Origin of the sequence: Phyllobacterium sp. 22552 (genome assembly GCF_052044585.1) — a bacterium.
GTDB classification, from domain to species: Bacteria; Pseudomonadota; Alphaproteobacteria; order Rhizobiales; family Rhizobiaceae; genus Phyllobacterium; species Phyllobacterium ifriqiyense.
Genome location: NZ_JBQENG010000002.1, coordinates 579,574 through 598,537 on the forward strand (window position 1 = coordinate 579,574; position 18,964 = coordinate 598,537).

19 protein-coding genes are annotated in these 18,964 nt (G+C 53.8%); 4 read left to right on the top strand and 15 right to left on the bottom strand.

Features of this window, described 5'->3' with window-relative positions; translation table 11 throughout:
* Positions 1 to 2 precede the first annotated feature (2 nt).
* From dxs to aroC, 7 genes are all read right to left on the bottom strand, one after another.
* Positions 3 to 1,922, bottom strand: a complete 1,920-nt coding sequence (dxs, locus tag ACTJI9_RS06985; RefSeq protein ID WP_115052121.1) for a 1-deoxy-D-xylulose-5-phosphate synthase — start codon at positions 1,920 to 1,922, stop codon at positions 3 to 5.
* Between the two features lie 104 nt (positions 1,923 to 2,026).
* Entirely contained in the window at positions 2,027 to 2,950 is a 924-nt protein-coding gene (locus ACTJI9_RS06990; protein WP_115052123.1) for a pirin family protein, read from the bottom strand.
* 72 nt (positions 2,951 to 3,022) lie between these two features.
* The gene (locus tag ACTJI9_RS06995; RefSeq protein ID WP_440806843.1) at positions 3,023 to 3,277 is read right to left on the bottom strand and encodes an exodeoxyribonuclease VII small subunit; all 255 of its coding nucleotides are present in this window, start codon (positions 3,275 to 3,277) and stop codon (positions 3,023 to 3,025) included.
* A gap of 3 nt (positions 3,278 to 3,280) precedes the next feature.
* On the bottom strand, positions 3,281 to 4,207 hold the full coding sequence (locus ACTJI9_RS07000; RefSeq protein WP_440806846.1) for a histone deacetylase family protein: 927 nt from the start codon (positions 4,205 to 4,207) through the stop codon (positions 3,281 to 3,283).
* Between the two features lie 84 nt (positions 4,208 to 4,291).
* Complete coding sequence (locus ACTJI9_RS07005; protein WP_115052126.1) at positions 4,292 to 5,575, bottom strand: cystathionine gamma-synthase family protein; 1,284 nt, start codon at positions 5,573 to 5,575, stop codon at positions 4,292 to 4,294.
* 103 nt (positions 5,576 to 5,678) lie between these two features.
* Positions 5,679 to 6,782 (bottom strand): 3,4-dihydroxy-2-butanone-4-phosphate synthase, encoded by a 1,104-nt coding sequence (gene ribB / locus ACTJI9_RS07010; RefSeq protein WP_115052128.1) that lies wholly within the window; start codon positions 6,780 to 6,782, stop codon positions 5,679 to 5,681.
* A 15-nt stretch (positions 6,783 to 6,797) separates the two neighbouring features.
* Positions 6,798 to 7,892 (bottom strand): chorismate synthase, encoded by a 1,095-nt coding sequence (gene aroC / locus ACTJI9_RS07015; RefSeq protein ID WP_115052130.1) that lies wholly within the window; start codon positions 7,890 to 7,892, stop codon positions 6,798 to 6,800.
* A 168-nt stretch (positions 7,893 to 8,060) separates the two neighbouring features.
* Between aroC and ACTJI9_RS07020 the strand changes: the two genes are divergently transcribed.
* Entirely contained in the window at positions 8,061 to 8,315 is a 255-nt protein-coding gene (locus ACTJI9_RS07020; protein WP_115052131.1) for a DUF1344 domain-containing protein, read from the top strand.
* A gap of 11 nt (positions 8,316 to 8,326) precedes the next feature.
* Here ACTJI9_RS07020 and ACTJI9_RS07025 read toward each other — a convergent pair whose 3' ends face one another.
* The 4 genes from ACTJI9_RS07025 to ACTJI9_RS07040 all read right to left on the bottom strand — a co-directional run bounded on the left by ACTJI9_RS07025 (position 8,327) and on the right by ACTJI9_RS07040 (position 11,345).
* Complete coding sequence (locus ACTJI9_RS07025) at positions 8,327 to 8,917, bottom strand: histidine phosphatase family protein (protein WP_307286424.1); 591 nt, start codon at positions 8,915 to 8,917, stop codon at positions 8,327 to 8,329.
* Positions 8,918 to 8,930: 13 nt separating this feature from the next.
* On the bottom strand, positions 8,931 to 9,749 hold the full coding sequence (fabI, locus tag ACTJI9_RS07030) for an enoyl-ACP reductase FabI (RefSeq protein WP_008125268.1): 819 nt from the start codon (positions 9,747 to 9,749) through the stop codon (positions 8,931 to 8,933).
* A gap of 90 nt (positions 9,750 to 9,839) precedes the next feature.
* Complete coding sequence (locus ACTJI9_RS07035; protein ID WP_307283291.1) at positions 9,840 to 10,748, bottom strand: J domain-containing protein; 909 nt, start codon at positions 10,746 to 10,748, stop codon at positions 9,840 to 9,842.
* Between the two features lie 126 nt (positions 10,749 to 10,874).
* Complete coding sequence (locus ACTJI9_RS07040; RefSeq protein WP_307283289.1) at positions 10,875 to 11,345, bottom strand: RT0821/Lpp0805 family surface protein; 471 nt, start codon at positions 11,343 to 11,345, stop codon at positions 10,875 to 10,877.
* A 50-nt stretch (positions 11,346 to 11,395) separates the two neighbouring features.
* Between ACTJI9_RS07040 and pdxH the strand changes: the two genes are divergently transcribed.
* Positions 11,396 to 12,007, top strand: coding sequence for a pyridoxamine 5'-phosphate oxidase (pdxH, locus tag ACTJI9_RS07045; protein ID WP_440806850.1), 612 nt, complete (start codon positions 11,396 to 11,398; stop codon positions 12,005 to 12,007).
* A gap of 5 nt (positions 12,008 to 12,012) precedes the next feature.
* Here pdxH and ACTJI9_RS07050 read toward each other — a convergent pair whose 3' ends face one another.
* Together ACTJI9_RS07050 and ACTJI9_RS07055 are read right to left on the bottom strand one after the other, a co-directional pair.
* Complete coding sequence (locus tag ACTJI9_RS07050; protein WP_307283287.1) at positions 12,013 to 12,765, bottom strand: crotonase/enoyl-CoA hydratase family protein; 753 nt, start codon at positions 12,763 to 12,765, stop codon at positions 12,013 to 12,015.
* Positions 12,766 to 12,775: 10 nt separating this feature from the next.
* The gene (locus ACTJI9_RS07055) at positions 12,776 to 14,551 is read right to left on the bottom strand and encodes an acyl-CoA dehydrogenase family protein (protein WP_440806852.1); all 1,776 of its coding nucleotides are present in this window, start codon (positions 14,549 to 14,551) and stop codon (positions 12,776 to 12,778) included.
* Between the two features lie 122 nt (positions 14,552 to 14,673).
* Here ACTJI9_RS07055 and ACTJI9_RS07060 point away from each other — a divergent pair, with 122 nt between their 5' ends.
* Positions 14,674 to 15,927, top strand: a complete 1,254-nt coding sequence (locus ACTJI9_RS07060; protein ID WP_440806855.1) for a glycoside hydrolase family 25 protein — start codon at positions 14,674 to 14,676, stop codon at positions 15,925 to 15,927.
* 5 nt (positions 15,928 to 15,932) lie between these two features.
* Here ACTJI9_RS07060 and purD read toward each other — a convergent pair whose 3' ends face one another.
* On the bottom strand, positions 15,933 to 17,210 hold the full coding sequence (gene purD / locus ACTJI9_RS07065; RefSeq protein ID WP_440806858.1) for a phosphoribosylamine--glycine ligase: 1,278 nt from the start codon (positions 17,208 to 17,210) through the stop codon (positions 15,933 to 15,935).
* A 138-nt stretch (positions 17,211 to 17,348) separates the two neighbouring features.
* Here purD and ubiA point away from each other — a divergent pair, with 138 nt between their 5' ends.
* Complete coding sequence (gene ubiA, locus ACTJI9_RS07070) at positions 17,349 to 18,344, top strand: 4-hydroxybenzoate octaprenyltransferase (RefSeq protein ID WP_440806860.1); 996 nt, start codon at positions 17,349 to 17,351, stop codon at positions 18,342 to 18,344.
* A gap of 11 nt (positions 18,345 to 18,355) precedes the next feature.
* On the opposite strand, the gene ACTJI9_RS07075 is transcribed toward ubiA, so the two are convergent.
* Positions 18,356 to 18,928, bottom strand: coding sequence for a DUF6101 family protein (locus ACTJI9_RS07075; RefSeq protein ID WP_115052139.1), 573 nt, complete (start codon positions 18,926 to 18,928; stop codon positions 18,356 to 18,358).
* Positions 18,929 to 18,964 lie beyond the last annotated feature (36 nt).

Consider the following 18,964-nt stretch of genomic DNA (forward strand, 5'->3'; position numbering starts at 1 on the left):
ATTCAGGCACGGGCAGGCGCAACCATATGGTTACGTCCAAGTGCACCAAACACCGCTTCCACAATTCCAGCACTATCAAGACCGGCACGGGCATAAAGCACTTCGGGCTTGGCATGATCGAGGTAAATATCCGGAAGCGTCAATGTGCGAACGCGCAATCCCTGATCGAGAAGACCATCACGACTGAGGAAGTGGAGGACATGGGAGGCAAAACCGCCAATGGCACCCTCTTCAACTGTCACGAGCACTTCGTGTTCTCTGGCCAGACGACGGATCAGATCCTCATCCAGCGGTTTGGCAAACCGTGCATCGGCGACAGTCGTTGAAAGTCCCGCCGCATTGAGTTCATCGGCAGCCATCAAGCACTCGGCCAACCGCGTACCAAAGGATAGAAGCGCAACTTTGCTTCCTTCACGGACAATGCGTCCCTTGCCGATCTCGAGAATGCTCCCTCGCTCTGGCAGGTCGATACCGATACCATCACCGCGTGGATAGCGGAACGAAATCGGGCCTTCATTATACTCAGCAGCGGTACGCACCATATGACGCAGTTCCGCCTCATCCGAGGCGGCCATAACGACAAAGCCGGGAAGCGCAGCGAGAAAGCCAGTATCGAAGGAACCGGCATGCGTAGCGCCGTCGGCCCCAACCAGACCTGCCCTGTCGATGGGAAAGCGTACCGGCAGATTTTGCAATGACACATCATGCACAACCTGATCATAGCCGCGCTGCAGGAAGGTTGAGTAAATCGCCGCGAAAGGCTTCAAACCCTCACTCGCCAAACCTGCCGCAAAAGTAACCGCATGCTGTTCGGCAATGCCCACATCAAATGTACGATCGGGAAACACTTCGCCAAACAGATCAAGACCTGTCCCACCGGGCATGGCTGCCGTGACAGCGACGACCCTGTCATCGTGGCGGGCTTCCTCAATCAGGCTGGTGGCAAAAATCTTGGTGTAGCTTGGCGCATTTGCCGGGGGCTTTGCCTGTGCGCCAGTAATAACGTCGAACTTGTTCACGCCGTGATATTTGTCAGCAGAAGCTTCCGCCGGGGCATAGCCCTTACCCTTCTGCGTCACCACGTGAATAAGGACAGGTCCGTCCATCGTGTCGCGCACATTTTTCAGTACCGGCAGCAGATGATCCAGATTGTGACCATCAATGGGGCCGACATAATAAAAGCCCAGCTCTTCAAACATTGTTCCGCCCGTCCAGAAGGCACGGGCATATTCTTCCGAGCGCCGGGCTTTCTCCTGCAGGAATTTTGGCAGTTTCTTTGCAAGCTGCTTGGCCGTTTCGCGGAAAGAACGATAGGCGCGGCCCGAAACAAGACGGGCAAGATAGGCACTCATCGCACCGGTTGGCGGAGCAATCGACATATCATTATCATTAAGGATAACGATAAGCCGTGCATCCAGCGCACCGGCATTGTTCATCGCTTCATAAGCCATACCGGCGGACATGGCGCCATCACCAATGACAGAAATAACATTGCGCTTTATGCCCGCAAGGTCACTGGCCACAGCCATGCCAAGGCCGGCCGAAATCGACGTGGAGGAATGCGCCGCGCCAAACGGGTCGTATTCGCTTTCGCTGCGCTTGGTGAAGCCGGAAAGCCCGCCCTCCTGCCGCAGCGTGCGGATGCGATCGCGCCGCCCGGTCAAAATCTTGTGCGGATAGGCCTGATGACCGACATCCCAGATGATGCGGTCATGCGGGGTATCGAAAACATGATGCAAGGCGACAGTCAGTTCAACAACGCCAAGACCTGCACCAAGATGCCCGCCTGTCGTCGACACAGCGTCGATCAGTTCTGTGCGAAGCTCCTGTGCCAATTGCGGAAGGTCGGATTCCGGCAAAGCACGCAGCTGTGAAGGAATGGTCACGCGATCCAATAATGGCGTTTCAGGCTTGTTGTTCACTCTATAAATTCCAGTTTTAGCGTCAGAAATCGACCGGATGCGAGCTGTTGTCCTAGAGCAAATCCCCAGAACCGGCAAGCAGCCGGATTTAACGAAGGCTCACGTCAATTTTCAGGCAAAGGAATGAACTCTTCTTCGTCGCCCGGCACGATATCGAAGCGGCCAGTTCGCCATTCTTCTTTCGCCTGCTCAATACGCTCCTTCGACGAAGAGACAAAATTCCACCAGATATAGCGCTTGGAAGACAGGGTCGCACCGCCAAACAGCATGAAATGTGCGCCTTGCGGAGCAGAAATGATAATCTCGTCACCCGGACGGAACGCCAGAAGCCGGTCTGCCGGAAAGATTTGCCCCGCAATTTCGACGGGTCCATCCAGCGTGTATATGGCACGCTCCTCGGCCGCATTGGCGGGAATCTGGATATGGGCGCCCGGCTCTAGGCGAATATCGACATAAAGCGTTTCGGCATGCTGCTTAACGCCGGAACTTGCGCCATGAAACTGGCCCATGACGACGCGTGCGTCGAGCCCCGATTCTTGAAGCACGGGTAGTCGGCTCGCCTCGGTATTGGCAAAGGTGGGGTCAATTTCTTCCAGATGATCCGGGAGGGCGAGCCATGTCTGCAAACCCGATATGGGCAGCGGCTGCGTACGCAACTCTTCAGGGGACCGCTCGGAGTGGACAATGCCCCGGCCCGCGGTCATCAAATTGACGTCGCCGGGCTTGATGACCATTTCAGTGCCAAGACTATCGCGGTGGCGAATATTGCCATCGAAAAGATAGGTAACTGTTGAAAGACCAATATGGGGATGCGGGCGCACATCCAGCGGGTCAGTCGGGCGAAGGATTGCCGGGCCCATGCGATCAAAGAAGATGAAAGGGCCAACCAGCCGTCGCTTGGCCGTCGGCAATGCACGCCGAACTTCCAGGCCGCCAATGTCGCTCGTTCGGGGTATGATCAAGGTTTCAATTGAATCCACGGCGATGGCATCACCAGGTTCAGGATCGTTACCGGGGAAAAAGCTCATGGGAGGCAGCTCCAGACTGTTACAGTCCTAATCATAGCTGCTCATTTACAAGGTGAACAGCCTGCGCTGGTGTCACTCCGGATCGAGCGGCTCTGTACCCACCGGCTGACCGTCACGGCCAAGCTTGATCTTTTCCACCTTGTCTTCAGCGGATTTCAACTGGGCGTCGCAATGCTTCTTGAGCGCTTCACCGCGTTCGTAGATTCGAATTGACTGTTCCAACGGCACATCGCCGCGTTCCAGATCATCAACAATCTTTTCCAGCTGATCGAGCGCCTGCTCGAAACTCATGGCAGCGATATCGGAGTTGTTCGGTGTATCGGCCATTTATCATCCTTCCATCAAGCGTTTGATATGTGCGCCTGCGGAGAGCGACATACCCTTGAGGTCGTACCCGCCTTCCAGAAGACTGACAAGACGGTTTGATGCGTAGCTCCCAGCTCTTTCCATAAGCTTGCCGGTTGCCCAGTCAAAATCATCCTCATTCAGGTTTATTTCCGCAAGAGGATCGCGATGATGCGCATCAAACCCGGCGGAGACAATAATCAGCTCCGGCTGGAATGCGTCGAGCGACGGCAAAATACGTGTGTTGAACGCCTCGCGGAAATGTTCGCTGCCAGTGTCCGGATCAAGCGGCGCATTGACAATATTGCCGACGCCTGTTTCGCTTTTGGCTCCGGAGCCCGGATAAAGCGGCATCTGATGCGTTGAGCAATAAAGCACGGATGAGTCTTCCCAGAATATATCCTGTGTACCATTGCCATGATGCACGTCCCAGTCAACGATCGCAACGCGCGCAATACCATGGGCCTTTTGCGCATGCCGGGCAGCGATAGCGGCATTGTTGAAGAGGCAGAACCCCATCGCCCTGTCACGTTCGGCATGATGGCCCGGGGGCCGTGACGCCACGAATACATTATCCGCCTTGCCGGAAAACACATCATCAACCGCAGCATTGGCCGCACCAATCGCTGTCAGCGCTGCTTCCCAGCTCTTTGGACTAACAGTCGTATCAGAATCGACACGAGTGAGCCCCTGTTGCGGTATCGTCATGCGAACGCGTTCCAGATAAGTTTCTGGATGGGCATAAAGAATGGTCGCTTCGTCGCCCATGGGCGCCTGAACGCGGTCCAACCCATCAAATGCGTGATCGTCCAATACTTTGCCAAGCGCGCGCAAACGATCCGGCCGTTCTGGGTGGCCTGCAGGCGTCAAGTGCTCAAGATAAATCGGATGAGTGTAAAGACGTGTGACCATAGGGCTTCCGGGTAAAGAAAAGGGGGCCATGCAAATCTGCACAGCCCCTTGCAGTTACACAAGCCCTACCTGGGATTTTATGTTTTATGCCTCACTCAAGGCATGAGCCAGATCGGCAATCAGATCATCCGGATGCTCAATGCCGATGGATAGGCGAATGGTAGAATCCAGAACACCGATGCGCTGGCGCACATCAATTGGCACGCCGGAATGGGTCATCGTCGCAGGGTGACTGGCGAGCGATTCCGTACCGCCAAGGCTGACGGCAAGCTTCAGTATCTGCAATGCATTGAGGAATTTGAAGGCTGCAGGTTGCCCGCCAAGAATATCAAACGAGAAAGTCGAGCCTGCACCTGTACATTGCGCGGCGAATGTTTTGCCCAGCGGCGATGACGGAGCATGATAAGGCAAATAGTGGATCTTCTCGACCTTTGGGTGGTCGCGCAAAAAGTCAGCTATCGCCAACGCGTTGGTATTCGCTTTTTCCATGCGGATGCTGAGAGTTTCGAGCGAACGACCCAGCATCCAGCAGGAATGGGGATCAAGTTGCGTTCCAATAGCGCCACGCAGCGCCTTTACCTGCTTCATCACCGCTTTGGAGCCAAGGGCAGCGCCCGCAATGAGATCGGAGTGACCGCCGACATATTTGGTCAATGAGTAGAGCGAGATGTCTGCTCCGTGTTCGATTGGCCGTTGAAATACGGGACCAAGCAAAGTGTTGTCACAGGCGATGACAGGACGGTGGCCCTGCTTTTCGCCGATCGCTTCCGCAATACGGCGGATCATCGCGACATCAACCAGGCTGTTGGTTGGATTTGCAGGCGTCTCAATAAGAATGACCGAAACGCGGCCCTTTTTCATAGCCTCATCGGCAGCACTTTGAACAGATGCCTCATTAACACCATCGGCGAACCCTATGGCAGCGACGCCCATATTGAGAAATGTCTTGGCCAGCAGCGTTTCGGTTCCGCCATAGAGTGGCTGCGAATGCAAGATTGCATCGCCCGGTCGAACGAAAGCAAGCAATGTCGTGGCAATTGCTGACATACCCGACGAAAACAAGGCGCAGCTTTCGGTCCGTTCATAGACGGCAAGCCGATCCTCGACGATTTCGCTGTTTGGGTGATTGAAGCGGGAATAGACCAAACCAGCGCCGGTGCCCGCTGGCGGCTCGCGGCGACCGGAGACGAAATCGAAAAAATCGCGCCCCTCTTCTGCCGATTTAAAGACAAATGTGGAGGTGAGAAATACGGGCGGCTTAACCGCCCCTTCCGACAGTTCAGGATCGTAACCGTAATTCAGCATCAAGGTTTCCGGATGCAGTTCGTGGTTTCCAATATGCGTCTTTGAAGGATGGGGTGCAGTCATAATGCTTTCCTCGCTAAGCGTGGCGTTTCGCAGCGAGGTTACAGCAAAGCCGGCGACTATTCCTTGCAAATATGCCGCCGGCTTCGCAATTGTAGAAAAGCAATCAAATAATATCGGTTTTGGTAATCTGGATGCCAAAACCCTCAAGACCCACGTAATGACGCTCACGTGACGCCAAAAGCCGGATCGATGTAATGCCCAGATCTTTCAATATCTGCGCACCAAGTCCGATTTGCCGCCACTCTTCGTCGCGCACACGGGCTTCGGCATGCGCTTCACGTTCTTGTAGCAAAGCACGGTTGCGGTCATCGTCTCGGCCGACACCCACAGAGCCCTCGCGCAGATAAACGATGACGCCACGCTTTTCTTCGGCGATACGATTCATAATGCTATCAAGTGTGTTGCGGGCGCCGAAAACGTCACTCAGCACATCTTCACGCTGCAGGCGCACTGGAACATCTTCGCCGTCACGAATGTCGCCATAAACAATAGCAGCGTGGTGCATCGGCTCCCACGGCAACGCATAAGTAATAGCTTTTGCGGTTCCCGCGCAGGTATCGATCTCATATTCGCCGATACGCTCGATCAGCGTTTCCTTGCGCTGGCGGTATGCAATGAGATCCGCCACGGTTACCTGCTGCAGATTATGCGCTTCGGCAAAACCTGAAACCTGCGGGCCGCGCATGACCGTTCCATCATCATTCACCAGTTCGCAAATGACTCCAACAGGCGGCAAGCCCGCCAGCTTACACAAATCCACTGCTGCTTCCGTATGACCGGACCGCATAAGAACACCACCTTCACGCGCAACCAGCGGGAAGATATGTCCGGGGCGCACAAAATCCACTGCACCGGCATTGGGATTTGCCAGGTTGCGCGCTGTAAGCGTGCGATCTTCGGCCGAAATACCGGTGGTCGTACCGTGCTTATAGTCAACCGTAACTGTAAACGCAGTTGAATGGGGTGCATCGTTGTCTGCAACCATCGGCGCGAGGTTAAGCCGTTTTGCATGTTCCCGCGTCATCGGCGTGCATACAATGCCTGATGTGTGGCGCACGATGAATGCCATTTTCTCTGGCGTACAGTGAACCGCCGCTACGATCAGATCGCCTTCGTTTTCGCGCCCATCATCATCCATGACGACAACGATTTCGCCACGTTCGAAGGCACGAAGTGCATCGACGACCCGTTTCTGGTTATAGGCCATGGAGTAGTCCTTTGATTAGATGCGTCCGGTCTGGCCGCGATGTCTGAGATAGTGATCAGCGATAGCACAGGCAACCATTGCCTCGCCAATGGGAACTGCCCGGATGCCAACACAAGGATCATGTCTGCCCTTGGTCATGATATCCACCTGTTTTCCATCAGCATCAATGCTTTGACGAGGTGTCAAAATCGATGAAGTGGGTTTGACCGCAAAACGCGCCACAATGGGCGCACCACTGGAAATTCCGCCTAGAATGCCGCCCGCATGATTTGACAGAAAAATCGGGTTCCCATCATTGCCCATGCGCATTTCATCGGCATTTTCTTCGCCGGTCAGTGTCGCCGCGTGAAAGCCGTCGCCAATTTCAACGCCCTTAACCGCATTGATGGACATGAGATAGCTGGCAATGTCCTGATCCAGCTTGGCATAGATCGGAGCGCCAAGCCCTGCCGGTACATTCTCGGCAATCACTTCGATAACAGCCCCGATCGATGATCCGGCTTTGCGAATGCCGTCGAGATAATTGGCGAATGTATCCACCGATCCCGCATCGGGTGTGAAAAACGGATTGTTGTCGATTTCCGCCCAATCCCAGCGGCTGTGATCTATCGAATGCACACCCATTTTGACCAAGGCACCGCGAACGACAAGTCCGGGCACAACCTTGCGGGCAATTGCGCCGGCAGCAACACGAGCAGCCGTTTCGCGCGCAGATGAGCGCCCGCCACCGCGATAATCGCGGATGCCATATTTCACGTCATATGTATAATCGGCATGGCCGGGGCGGTATTGGCGGGCGATATCGCCATAATCCTTCGAACGCTGATCGGTATTTTCGATCATCATCGAGATCGGGGTTCCGGTCGAAACCAGAGTCACGCCGTCCTCTTGCAGCATAACACCGGAAAGCACGCGCACTTGATCGGGCTCTCGGCGCTGCGTAGTGTATTTTGATTGCCCAGGCTTACGTTTATCCAGATAGGACTGGATCTCGGCTTCGGTAAAAGAGATGCCGGGAGGGCATCCATCCACAACGCAACCAAGCGCAATGCCATGGCTTTCGCCCCAGGTGGTAACACGGAAAAGATGACCAAACGTATTATGCGACATGAGCCTACCCGTCATTTTATCAGGGGGTTTTATGGACGTTTACACCTGTGGTCAAACCCGTCCCTCAAATTCCTTCATTCATCACGAAAAAAGCAATTGTTTTGCCACAAATGGACGTTCTAACTTGACTGATTACTCGGTCGATATTGTTTATAAAGGAAATCTCAGATGCGGTTCTTCGTTGCAGCATTTATGTTTGTCGCGTCCCTCTTTCCCGTTGGTGCATTGGCTGATGATGCGCAAGGCACAATAACAAAAATCGACGAGGACAATTCCACGATAACGCTTGATGATGGCAAGGTTTACAAACTGCCTGGTGAATTCGATCTGAGCGTCATTGAACAAGGCATGAAGGTGACTGTGATGTTCGACGTTGTTAACAAGGAACGTTTCATCACCGATATCGAAGAAACCACCGAATAAGGACGGCAGTTCTACATCCAGGTAAGCTTGCCGTTTTCGAGCCGGAGAATGTGATCTTGCGTGATGGCAAGATTTGCAGCGTCATGGCCGTCAAGCCCTTCGATCATCTGAAATATCGTGCGCAGGCAGCCGCCATGGGTGACGCATACCGTCGGTCCCTTTACTTCAGATAGCCAGCTGGCAACACGCTTGCCAAGAATCGCATAACTTTCCGCGGTTTTTCCAGGTGGAACGAAGTTCCATTTGTCGCGGGCCCTTGCCGTTACGAGTTCCGGCGTCTTGGCAGCAATGTCTTCGATCATAAAGCCTTGCCAATCGCCGAAACTCACTTCCATAAGCCGTGGATCAGTGCGGTAATCATGCGGATCAATGCCCATCCGCGTTCGTATCCGCTCCATCGTCTCGCGCGTGCGCCGCAATGGGCTGGCAACAAAATCAAATCCCTCACCATCGCCGATGAGGGACTTCATCAAATCACCATTGCGGTCTGCCTGAGCCCGGCCGCGCGCATTGATATCGATGTTTTCCTGTCCCTGAATGCGTTCAGACACATTCCAGTCCGTCTCGCCGTGACGCGAGAAATAGATAATCGTGTCAGGCAAGTTCACTTTGAGATTAATCCTTGACGACTGATATGTCCGGGGCATCGACGGCCTTCATGCCTACGACATGATATCCGCTATCAGCATGATGTATCTCGCCTGTGACAGAGCGTGACAAATCCGAAAGGAAGTAAAGTCCAGCGTCACCGACTTCCTCAATCGTAACGGTACGGCGCAATGGCGCATTATACTCGTTCCATTTGAGAATGTAGCGGAAGTCGCCGATACCGGAAGCGGCAAGCGTCTTGATCGGGCCTGCAGAAATCGCATTAACGCGAATATTATCCGGGCCAAGATCAACAGCCAGATATTTTACGCTTGCCTCAAGGGCAGCTTTCGCAACGCCCATGACGTTGTAATTCGGCATAACTTTTTCAGCGCCGTAATAGGTCAGCGTGAGAATGGAACCGCCATCCGTCATCAACTTTTCTGCCCGCTTGGCGACTGCTGTCAGCGAATAGACAGAGATCAGCATGGTCTTGGTGAAGTTTGCTTCAGACGTGTCAACGTAACGGCCGGTCAACTCGTCCTTGTCAGAAAACCCAATTGCGTGAACAAGAAAATCTATCTTGCCCCAGTGCTTTTCGAGAGCTTCGAAACATGCGTCAATTGTTGAAGCATCCGAGACATCGCAATGGCCGCACAAAAAAGCATCCAGCTCCTGTGCGAGCGGCTCAACACGCTTTTTCAGCGCATCGCCCTGATAGGTGAACGCAAGTTCGGCGCCGGCATCATGCGCTGCCTTGGCGATGCCCCAGGCGATCGACCGATTATTGGCGACACCCATTATCAGGCCGCGTTTACCCTGCATCAAACCAGTTTTGGCGGTCATATACCAACCCTTCATGAGACTTATGATTGTGTGCGGTATCGCACAGCCCGCGCCGGGCTTCAAGCACACTGTCACCGTGGATTTGGTTTTTCAAACCTCCGATTGACGTAAAAATGCCTCTAACGCCGGATCGCCACCCTCGGGGAGCATGATCCGAACATGCGCGAAAAGATCGCCATGACCGTCAGGTTTTTTAGGCAACCCCTTGCCTTTCAGCCTTAAAACACGGTCAGAACTGGTCCAAGGAGCGATTTTCATTGCTACACGGCCACTTAAAGTCTCAACTTCCTGACGCGACCCAAGGGCAGCATCGCGCAAGCTTACAGGTAATTCCACATGCAAGTCGCGACCCTCAACTCGAAATTTTGCGTGCGGTTTAAAGCGGACTGTGACCAAAGCGTCACCAGATGTACCACCCGGAACGGCTTCGCCCTGCCCTTTGAGGCGAATCGTTTGTCCGTTTTCCACCTGTGCAGGCAGTTTGATCGCCAGTCGCTTACCATTCGGAAACACAGCCTCGACTTTCTCAGCACCGGCAGCCTGCTCCAAAGTAATGTCGATTGTCGCCTGCAAATCAGCCCCTTTACGGGGACCGGCACGGCGTGGGCCGCCCATGCCAGCTGTCTCGCCGAACAGGCTGCTTAAAATATCCTCGGCTCCGAAGCCGGATGTTCCACTGCGAAACTCGAAATTGCCGGGGCGTTGCCTGCCACCAAAGCCTGCAAACGGATCTCCGCCACCGCTTGAAAAGCCCTCGAAGCCTTGCGGAGCACGTTGTTTGCCTTCGCTATCAATTTCACCCCGATCAAACTGGCCGCGGCGCTCCTTGTCGCCGACAATTTCATAGGCCTGATTGATCTCCGAAAATTTTGCTTGCGCTTTGGGATCATCCTGATTTTGGTCAGGATGGTATTTCTTGGCGAGCTTGCGGAACGCCGATTTTATTTCGTCTGGTTTTGCCGTTTTGGCGACGCCCAGCACGGTATATGGATCGCGCATGTGAGTGCCCTTCCTCGCGACATGCGAACAGGTTGTCAGATTGCTTTTTGCCTATATGGGCTTAAATAGGAAGAAATTCCAGATTTTTAAACTCAAAAAAGAACATCAAAGTTCAAATTGCCCGCATTACATAGGGGCAAAGGACTTCAACGCCCACTGGCCGCCATTTTGCATGCAGGTCTCACCCTTGTAGAGCATTACGCCATCAAATGATTCGCGCGATGTCTGGAATTCGCGGCAAAGGCCGGTATCATCCTTTTTCTCGGCAATTGCCGTAATGGTGCCTTGGCTACCCGTTTCCGGGTTAGACCATGGCAAGGGTTTGCTGCCCCATTGGGTAAAATTGAGCGCCGAAACAATATTGCGTATCGTCGTCTGATCGGAAGAGCTCTTCGGGTCCACCTGCTGTGCAGAGGCGACAGAACCGGTTATGGTCGCCTTGTCGGGAACAGCTTTCTCGATACTGAAATCCTTCATGGCGCAACCGGAGAGCATGCAAACGAAAACACCGGCAGCGAACCCACTCAGGGCACCGAAACCTTGCTGTTTTTTTGCAACCAACTTCTTGCTATCAGATGATAGAAACGCCAAACACATACCTCTCTTTAACAAGGTCAATCCGAAATGACTATGGGACTATGGATTAAATGAAGTTAACAACCGATGACTTCACCGAAAAATCCGAACCATTCGCACTCTTCAATGAATGGCTTGGGGATGCGGTAAAAACCGAGCCAAACGATCCCAATGCCGTGGCGCTTGCAACAGTCGATAAGGATGGGTTGCCTAATGTCCGCATGGTTCTTCTCAAGGACTTCGACACCCAAGGCTTTGTTTTTTATACCAATTTCGAAAGCCAGAAAGGCGTTGAAATCCTTGGTTCCATGAAGGCAGCCATGTGTTTTCATTGGAAAACCTTGCGGCGGCAGGTTCGCATTCGGGGACCGGTTGAGATCGTGAACGACGAAGAAGCCGACGCATATTATGCAACACGCCCACGCGGCAGCCGCATCGGTGCATGGGCTTCAAAACAGTCCCGCCCGCTTGAAAGTCGGTTTGCTTTGGAAAAAGCTGTCACCGAATATACGGCTCGCCATGCGATTGGCGAAATTCCCCGTCCAAAATACTGGTCAGGCTTTCGTATTCGTCCAACTTCAATTGAGTTCTGGCACGACAGGCCCTTCCGGTTGCACGACCGCGTGGTGTTCAGCCGTGAAACACCGGAAGATGATTGGGGTAAAGAGAGGCTTTATCCCTAAGTTTCTCAAGGCTTCTTGCGCGAGAAGAAATTGACCATCGCATTGCGGGCCTCGTCGGCCTGCAATCGCTCGCTGAAGTGCTTTGCTTCAAGCTGCATGCGTTCCACTACCGATTCCCTGGGCATGCGCAGAAGATCGCGGGTTATTCGCATTGCTTCCGGTGGCTTGGCAGCGATATCGGTTGCGGCTTTCAAAACAGTCGCTTCCAGATCGGCAGCCTCAACGACCTTGTAGATCAGTCCGGCATCCTTTGCTTCAGCCGCACTCCATCCATCACCATTGGCAAGAAAAGCAAATGCCCGCTGAGACCCCATTAGTGCCGGACCAAGAAGGCTTGATGCTGCCTCGGGAACAAGACCCAGATCAACGAATGGCGTCTTGAACAAAGATTGCGGCGTCGCAAACGTCAAATCGCAATGGAAATGGATCGTTGATCCTATGCCTATCGCCAGTCCATCGACACCCGCCAATAGCGGCTTTGTTGCATTGGCCAAGGCAATGAGAAAATCAAACACCTCAGTGCCCATCTGCCCCGACATGGCAAAAGCCATAAAATCCTGCAAGTCATTACCCGCAGAAAATGCACCGGGAGTACCAAGAAACACATTTGCCCGAATATCTGCATCGCCATCACCTTCTACCAAGGCTGTTGTCATGGCAGCGTACATGGCGCGGGTGAGCGCGTTTTTCTTTTCCGGCCGGTTGAACCGGATGATCTGGACAGCACCTTGCCGTTCGACCTGAATATGTTCTGACATGAGGCTTTCCTTAAAGGCTGAGAGCGGAGCGCGCGCCGAGCATACTGGCTGCGCCATTGAGGACACGGTCTTTCAAAGCGACGGTTTCATTGAGAAGGTTTTCCGCAAAAAATCGCGCCAGTACCTTGTGACGATCATCGCCACCTGCCAGCGCACCTTTCGCCAGATAGGTCGCTCCTGCGGCCAAACCGAACAGGCGCAAATAGGGCGTTGCACCGGCAAGTGCCTCGCTGATCTGCTTATTTGCCAATGTCTCCTGCAACCATATGCTTGTAGCTTCCAAATCGTTCAATGCGGCCCGCAACCGGTCTGCCGTTTCTCCCAAAATGGGATTGTTTGAAGCCGCAACTGCATCGGCAATGGTGCGAAGCTCGTCTATATAGCCCTTGATATGTTGGCCACCGCCAAGCGCGAGCTTTCGCTGCACAAGATCAATGGCTTGAATTCCGTTTGTGCCTTCATAGATCGGCGCAATCCGCGCATCACGCAAAAACTGGGCCGCGCCAGTTTCTTCGATAAAGCCCATACCGCCATGAATCTGAATGCCGATCGACGCGACATCGACTCCGATATCAGTTGAGAAGGCCTTGGCTACTGGCGTGAGCAAATTTGCTCGGTCAGACCAATAGCGGGCTTCCTCAATGGTGCCCGTTTTTGCCATGTCCAAGGCAAAAGCGCAGGCGTAGGAGATAGAGCGGGCGGCGCCTGTGAGAGCCTTCATTGTCAGCAGATTGCGCTGCACGTCCGGATGCTCGATAATCGGACTCATGCCTTCACCGCTCCAGCCGGGCGCGCGCATCTGGCGGCGATCCTCAGCATAGGTCAGCGCTTTCTGATAGGCAGCTTCGGCAACGGCAACGCCCTGAATTCCCACCGCAAGGCGGGCATTGTTCATCATCGTGAACATACAGGCAAGGCCACGATTTTCCTCGCCGATGAGCCAGCCAATGGCGCCGGCCTCGCGATCTTTCACAAAGCCATCGCCATAAATCATCGTGCAAGTGGGCGAGCCATGGATGCCCATCTTATGCTCAATGCTGCTGCAAAACACATCATTGCGCGCTCCAAGCGAGCCATCCTCGTTGACAAGATATTTGGGCACCAGAAACAGCGAAATGCCTTTGGTTCCGGCGGGAGCGTCGGGCAAGCGCGCCAAGACCAGATGGATAATATTGTCGGTAAGATCATGCTCGCCATAGGTGATGAAAATCTTGCTTCCCAAGATCCTATAGGTGCCGTCATCGGCGCGTTCAGCACGCGTGCGCAATGCACCCACATCGGAGCCCGCCTGTGGCTCGGTCAAATTCATCGTGCCCATCCATTCGCCGGAAACAAGCTTGGGAAGATAGGTCTGCTGCAATTCTTCGGTGGCGTGCGCTTCCAGCGCCTCGATCGCCCCCAGGGTCAGTGTCGGCCCGATGCCAAATGCCATCGACCCCGAATTCCACATTTCGAATGTCGCAATGGCCAATATCATCGGCAAGGCTTGACCGCCGAACTCTTCTTTACCGGTCAGGGCGTTCCATCCACCGGAAACCCACTCCTGATAAACATCTTTCCAGCCTGGAGGCATGGTGACTTCAGCATCTTTGAGCGGGGTGCCGTGCTTGTCGCCGAGCTGAAGCAAAGGGGCCACGCGTGAGGTCGCAAATTTTCCTGCTTCCTCCAGAATAGCATCCACAAGATCAGCAGAGAGATCGCCGAAACGGCCCTGCTCCATTGCCGCGGCCAAGCCAGCGATGTCTTTTAAAGTGTGAGCGATATCCTCGACAGGCGCGCGGTACATATCACAGTCTCCTCATCGTGATGCGGGATGACATTGCAACTCCCAGGTACTGAAAGGCAAGAGGATTTTTACGTAAACGTAAGTATTTATCTCTGATGGACCGCTCTCCTATGGTTAACACCATGTTAACCCATTACGGCCACCATCTGACTGGTATCTTGGAAACTCCGTTACGAGGCAATATATTGGCGACCCGGCGATCCATATTTGCTCTTGCGGCTGCCCTTCTGGGAATGTGCTTCAACGGCAGTGCGAGCGCTACTTCCGAGTTCACGACACCTTGGTCAAATAAAGCGCGTGCAATCGTACTTGATGGCTACGAGCAAAATTCATTTAATCTTGCAGAAATCGTCAAAGACCCACGTATAGCAGCCTTCATCCATAAAGGTTCCGATGGCCTGCCTGCAAACTACCATTGCAAACGAATCGACGATGAGATGCAACAGGAGCTATGCAGGCGCATATGGCGCAACTATGCGGTTTCGCGCGAACTTTATCAGACACGTCGCATGCTCGCCAAAACTCTTGGGCTGAAATGGGGAGCATATCACCTTGGCCGTCCGGGCAATCCGATCGAACAAGCCAATCACTTTATTGATTATGCCGAACCAAGCGATGACGAGTTGATCGCAATCGACATTGAGGACAATGATCCCGAACGCTTCATGTCCTTGCGAGACGCGCAGATTTTCGCCGAGCAGATCAAGCTGCGGACTGGTCGTTATCCAGTCCTCTATACCAATGGTACAACGGCAAAATATATTGCAGACCGGCGACTGGAATTTCCCATCTTGTCGCGCCTGCAGCTATGGTATGCGCGCTATGAATCTGACATCGCTCCGCATTTTCCGAAAGGAAACTGGCAAGATTACGCTCTTTGGCAATTTACCTCCCAGAGTAATTGCACCGAGCAGCGTTGCCCCTATAGGCCAGCCGGAACCAATCGCGACATTGATGTAAACGTAGCTGACATGACTGTTGCCCAGCTAAAAAACGCCTGGCCTTTGGGCGAGTTGGTTCGTGCTCTTCCGCCGGACAATCTGCCGACACCGGGGAATCGCCCCTACCCTGAGGACGACATTCTTATGGCAGCGGCAGAAGTCCCGCTGGTTGACTACCGGGCTTTATGGGAATTGGCGCAATCCGCTATTACGACAGAAGGACTCATTGCCGGTGTTCATCAATTGCTCGCCCCTGCACCGGATACGGGAATTGATGAAACCTTGACTGCTTCTGTTACCAAGCCGCAGAAAAGCATGAATATCAATGAGGCGATAAACCTTGCAGCTATCGCTCGTGGATTGAAACAGCCAACCCACAGCGCGAACTGGACGCCTCTGACAGCACCCGGCAGACATTGTATCGCTGCACGATAGGAAGACTAGCTACGTTCCCGTTCAATTGCCCGCCATCCAATATCGCGACGATAAAAACCTTCAGGCCAATCGATCTTTGAAATGGCTTTGTAAGCTGCTTCTTGGGCGAGTTGCACAGTTTTACCGCTTGCCGTCACATTCAAGACGCGCCCGCCATTAGCTACCAGATCACCATCTTTCAAAGTGGTGCCTGCGTGGAAAACCTCAACCGCATCAGCCTCAGCCGCTGCCTCCACACCTTTGATGATGCTGCCCTTCTCCGGGGAGGTCGGGTAGCCCTTTGCTGCCATAACGACCGTCAACGCAGGGTCATCGCTCCAGCGTACGGACATCTGGTCCAGAGCACCATCGGCCGCCGCTTTAAGCAGCAACAGAAGATCATCTTTCAAGCGCAGCATCAGAACCTGCGTTTCCGGATCGCCAAAACGCGTATTATATTCAATCAGCTTCGGACCATCCTTGGTGATCATAAGCCCGGCAAAGAGAACGCCGCTGAACGGCGCGCCAATTTCAGCCATGCCGCGCATGGTCGGCTCGATTAGTTCGCGCATGGTGCGGTCAATGATTTCCTGGCTCATAACAGGTGCAGGCGAATAGGCTCCCATGCCACCGGTATTGACCCCCGTATCACCATCACCAACACGTTTGTGATCCTGTGCTGTCCCAAATGGCAGCGCGACTTTTCCGTCGCACAGGCAAAAGAAGCTGGCTTCTTCTCCATCGAGATATTCTTCGACGACGACCTCCGCACCGGCACCACCAAAGGCTCCCTCAAAACACGCGTCCACTGCATCCAACGCCTCCTGAATCTCGAAGGCTACGACGACGCCCTTGCCCGCTGCGAGCCCATCCGCCTTGACGACGATGGGAGCGCCCTGCTGTCTGACATATGCTTTTGCGGCATCGGCTTCAGAAAATCGCTGATAGGCACCTGTTGGAATATTGAAACGCGCACAGATATCCTTGGTAAATCCCTTCGATCCCTCAAGCCGTGCCGCAGCTTTCGACGGTCCGAACACGGAAAATCCTTCAGCGCGCAAATCGTCTGCAATACCCGCTACCAAAGGTGCTTCCGGGCCGACAACCACGAAATCGATTGATTTGTCTTTGCAAAAGGCAATGATCTGCGCGTGATCCGAGGGATCAAGCTCCACACATGTTGCAACATTCGCAATGCCGGGATTACCGGGTGCACAATAAAGCTTTGTAAGGGCGGGCGATGCAGCCATTTTCCATGCCAGCGCATGCTCGCGACCGCCGGAACCTATCAGCAAGACGTTCATCGAAATTCCGCTCCTATAAAGAATTATTGCGGTGTCGGTATGGCTTTGAGGCGCATGGGTCAAGCACGCAATAAGAATTTGCCCTGAAAATGCACATAGGGTGCTTGACTGTGCGGTTAACCGCTGCAAGGTCAAATCATGATTACAGAAAAAGATAATATTCAATCCCGGCACAGCCGTGGTCGCGTGTTCGATGCGCCATCGGGTCATTGGGTCTATCGCATTTTACCAAACTGGCTTTGGCCTTATGCACAACTTGCGCGCTGGGACCGACCAATCGGATGGTGGCTTCTCCTGTGGCCGTGCTGGTGGGCGACGGCACTTGCAGCAACAGCTGGCGCCAAGGTCGGCGAGCCATTATGGTCCGTTCTCCCCTCGCCCTACCACCTTATACTTTTTCTCATCGGGGCAATTGCCATGCGCGGGGCTGGCTGCACCTATAATGATCTTGCCGATGAGGATATCGACAACAAGGTGGCGCGGACACGTTCGCGTCCGCTGCCTTCCGGTCAGGTAACCAGAAAACAAGCCAAAATATTTCTGGTGCTACAGGCACTGGTTGGTTTTGCGGTGGTGGTTCAGCTAAACTTTTTTACCATCATTCTTGCAATCGGATCATTGGCGATTGTCGCCATCTATCCATTTATGAAACGCATAACCAACTGGCCGCAATTTGTGCTTGGATTGGCGTTTTCATGGGGCGCGCTGGTTGGTTGGTCAGCACATTTCGGCTCATTGGATTGGCCGGCAATCCTGCTTTATGCCGGATCGATCCTCTGGGTCATCGGCTATGATACGATCTACGCCCACCAGGACAAGGAAGATGATGCTCTGGTTGGCGTGCGCTCTACTGCGCGGCTGTTTGGCAGCCGCACGCGGGAAGCCCTCATGGTTCTTTATGCTGGGGCGCTAGCGCTTTTTCTCGGCGCTTTTGCAGTGGCTGAAGTTCCTATGCCCGCCGTCGCCGGTCTCCTGGCCGCAGGCGCGCATATGTACCGCCAGATCATGACACTCGACATTGACAATCCAGATGAATGCCTGCGGCTGTTTAAATCCAATACTATTGTCGGCTGGGTGATTTTTCTTGGTTTGGTCGCCGGTGGGCTGTGGACCGTGGTCAAACCAATGTTTTAAGAGCTGCAGGGTTATTTTGAACCCTGCGCAATAATCTCTTCGCCGCTTATAACCAGACGCAGGCCAAGATCGCCCATTTTGCGGCGGGCAAGAAAGCGCGGACGGCGGCGGCGCGGCTCACGGCCCTGCCGACGGGGTGTCGGAGCAGAAACAGCGACGGGGCCAATATTGTGGTCGAGCTGGCGAGCAACTCCATCTTCTTCCACCATCATCATCGGCAGCTTGAACATTGACGACCATGCGCGCCAATCGGCAGCAACATCGTTGAGGTCATGGGCGACAAGCAATGGAACTGAAAGATGCGGGTCCGTATGCATGAGTTCAAGCGTGACAGTGATATCGCCAAGCTCATCTTCCGTTGCGCGGGCCGTAACGCCGCGGAAGGCACATGGTGGAAGAGCAAGCGAAACGGGTAGATTGCTGGCTGGAAGAATCCGTTTCACCACAGCGCCCCGTTCATGCAGTGTGAAGGTGATGTCGCCGCGATCATCGCGTGTCGCATAAGTTACTGTCTGTGGCAGGTGGAATGGGTCAAGCCGGAATTCCCGACCTGCCCAAACCGGCTTTGCTCCGGCTTTGTTCATTTGACGCCTTCTGTCGATCCTGAGAGCCGGTTTTCC

Bases quoted from the DNA above. Each gene is read 5' to 3' on its own strand.
- ACTJI9_RS06990 (WP_115052123.1), bottom strand. From the start codon at position 2,950: ATGAGCTTTTTCCCCGGTAACGATCCTGAACCTGGTGATGCCATCGCC.
- ACTJI9_RS06995 (WP_440806843.1), bottom strand. From the start codon at position 3,277: ATGGCCGATACACCGAACAACTCCGATATCGCTGCCATGAGTTTCGAG.
- ACTJI9_RS07000 (WP_440806846.1), bottom strand. From the start codon at position 4,207: ATGGTCACACGTCTTTACACTCATCCGATTTATCTTGAGCACTTGACG.
- ACTJI9_RS07005 (WP_115052126.1), bottom strand. From the start codon at position 5,575: ATGACTGCACCCCATCCTTCAAAGACGCATATTGGAAACCACGAACTG.
- ribB (WP_115052128.1), bottom strand. From the start codon at position 6,782: ATGGCCTATAACCAGAAACGGGTCGTCGATGCACTTCGTGCCTTCGAA.
- aroC (WP_115052130.1), bottom strand. From the start codon at position 7,892: ATGTCGCATAATACGTTTGGTCATCTTTTCCGTGTTACCACCTGGGGC.
- ACTJI9_RS07020 (WP_115052131.1), top strand. From the start codon at position 8,061: ATGCGGTTCTTCGTTGCAGCATTTATGTTTGTCGCGTCCCTCTTTCCC.
- fabI (WP_008125268.1), bottom strand. From the start codon at position 9,749: ATGACCGCCAAAACTGGTTTGATGCAGGGTAAACGCGGCCTGATAATG.
- ACTJI9_RS07035 (WP_307283291.1), bottom strand. From the start codon at position 10,748: ATGCGCGATCCATATACCGTGCTGGGCGTCGCCAAAACGGCAAAACCA.
- ACTJI9_RS07040 (WP_307283289.1), bottom strand. From the start codon at position 11,345: ATGTGTTTGGCGTTTCTATCATCTGATAGCAAGAAGTTGGTTGCAAAA.
- pdxH (WP_440806850.1), top strand. From the start codon at position 11,396: ATGAAGTTAACAACCGATGACTTCACCGAAAAATCCGAACCATTCGCA.
- ACTJI9_RS07050 (WP_307283287.1), bottom strand. From the start codon at position 12,765: ATGTCAGAACATATTCAGGTCGAACGGCAAGGTGCTGTCCAGATCATC.
- ACTJI9_RS07055 (WP_440806852.1), bottom strand. From the start codon at position 14,551: ATGTACCGCGCGCCTGTCGAGGATATCGCTCACACTTTAAAAGACATC.
- ACTJI9_RS07060 (WP_440806855.1), top strand. From the start codon at position 14,674: ATGTTAACCCATTACGGCCACCATCTGACTGGTATCTTGGAAACTCCG.
- purD (WP_440806858.1), bottom strand. From the start codon at position 17,210: ATGAACGTCTTGCTGATAGGTTCCGGCGGTCGCGAGCATGCGCTGGCA.
- ubiA (WP_440806860.1), top strand. From the start codon at position 17,349: ATGATTACAGAAAAAGATAATATTCAATCCCGGCACAGCCGTGGTCGC.
- ACTJI9_RS07075 (WP_115052139.1), bottom strand. From the start codon at position 18,928: ATGAACAAAGCCGGAGCAAAGCCGGTTTGGGCAGGTCGGGAATTCCGG.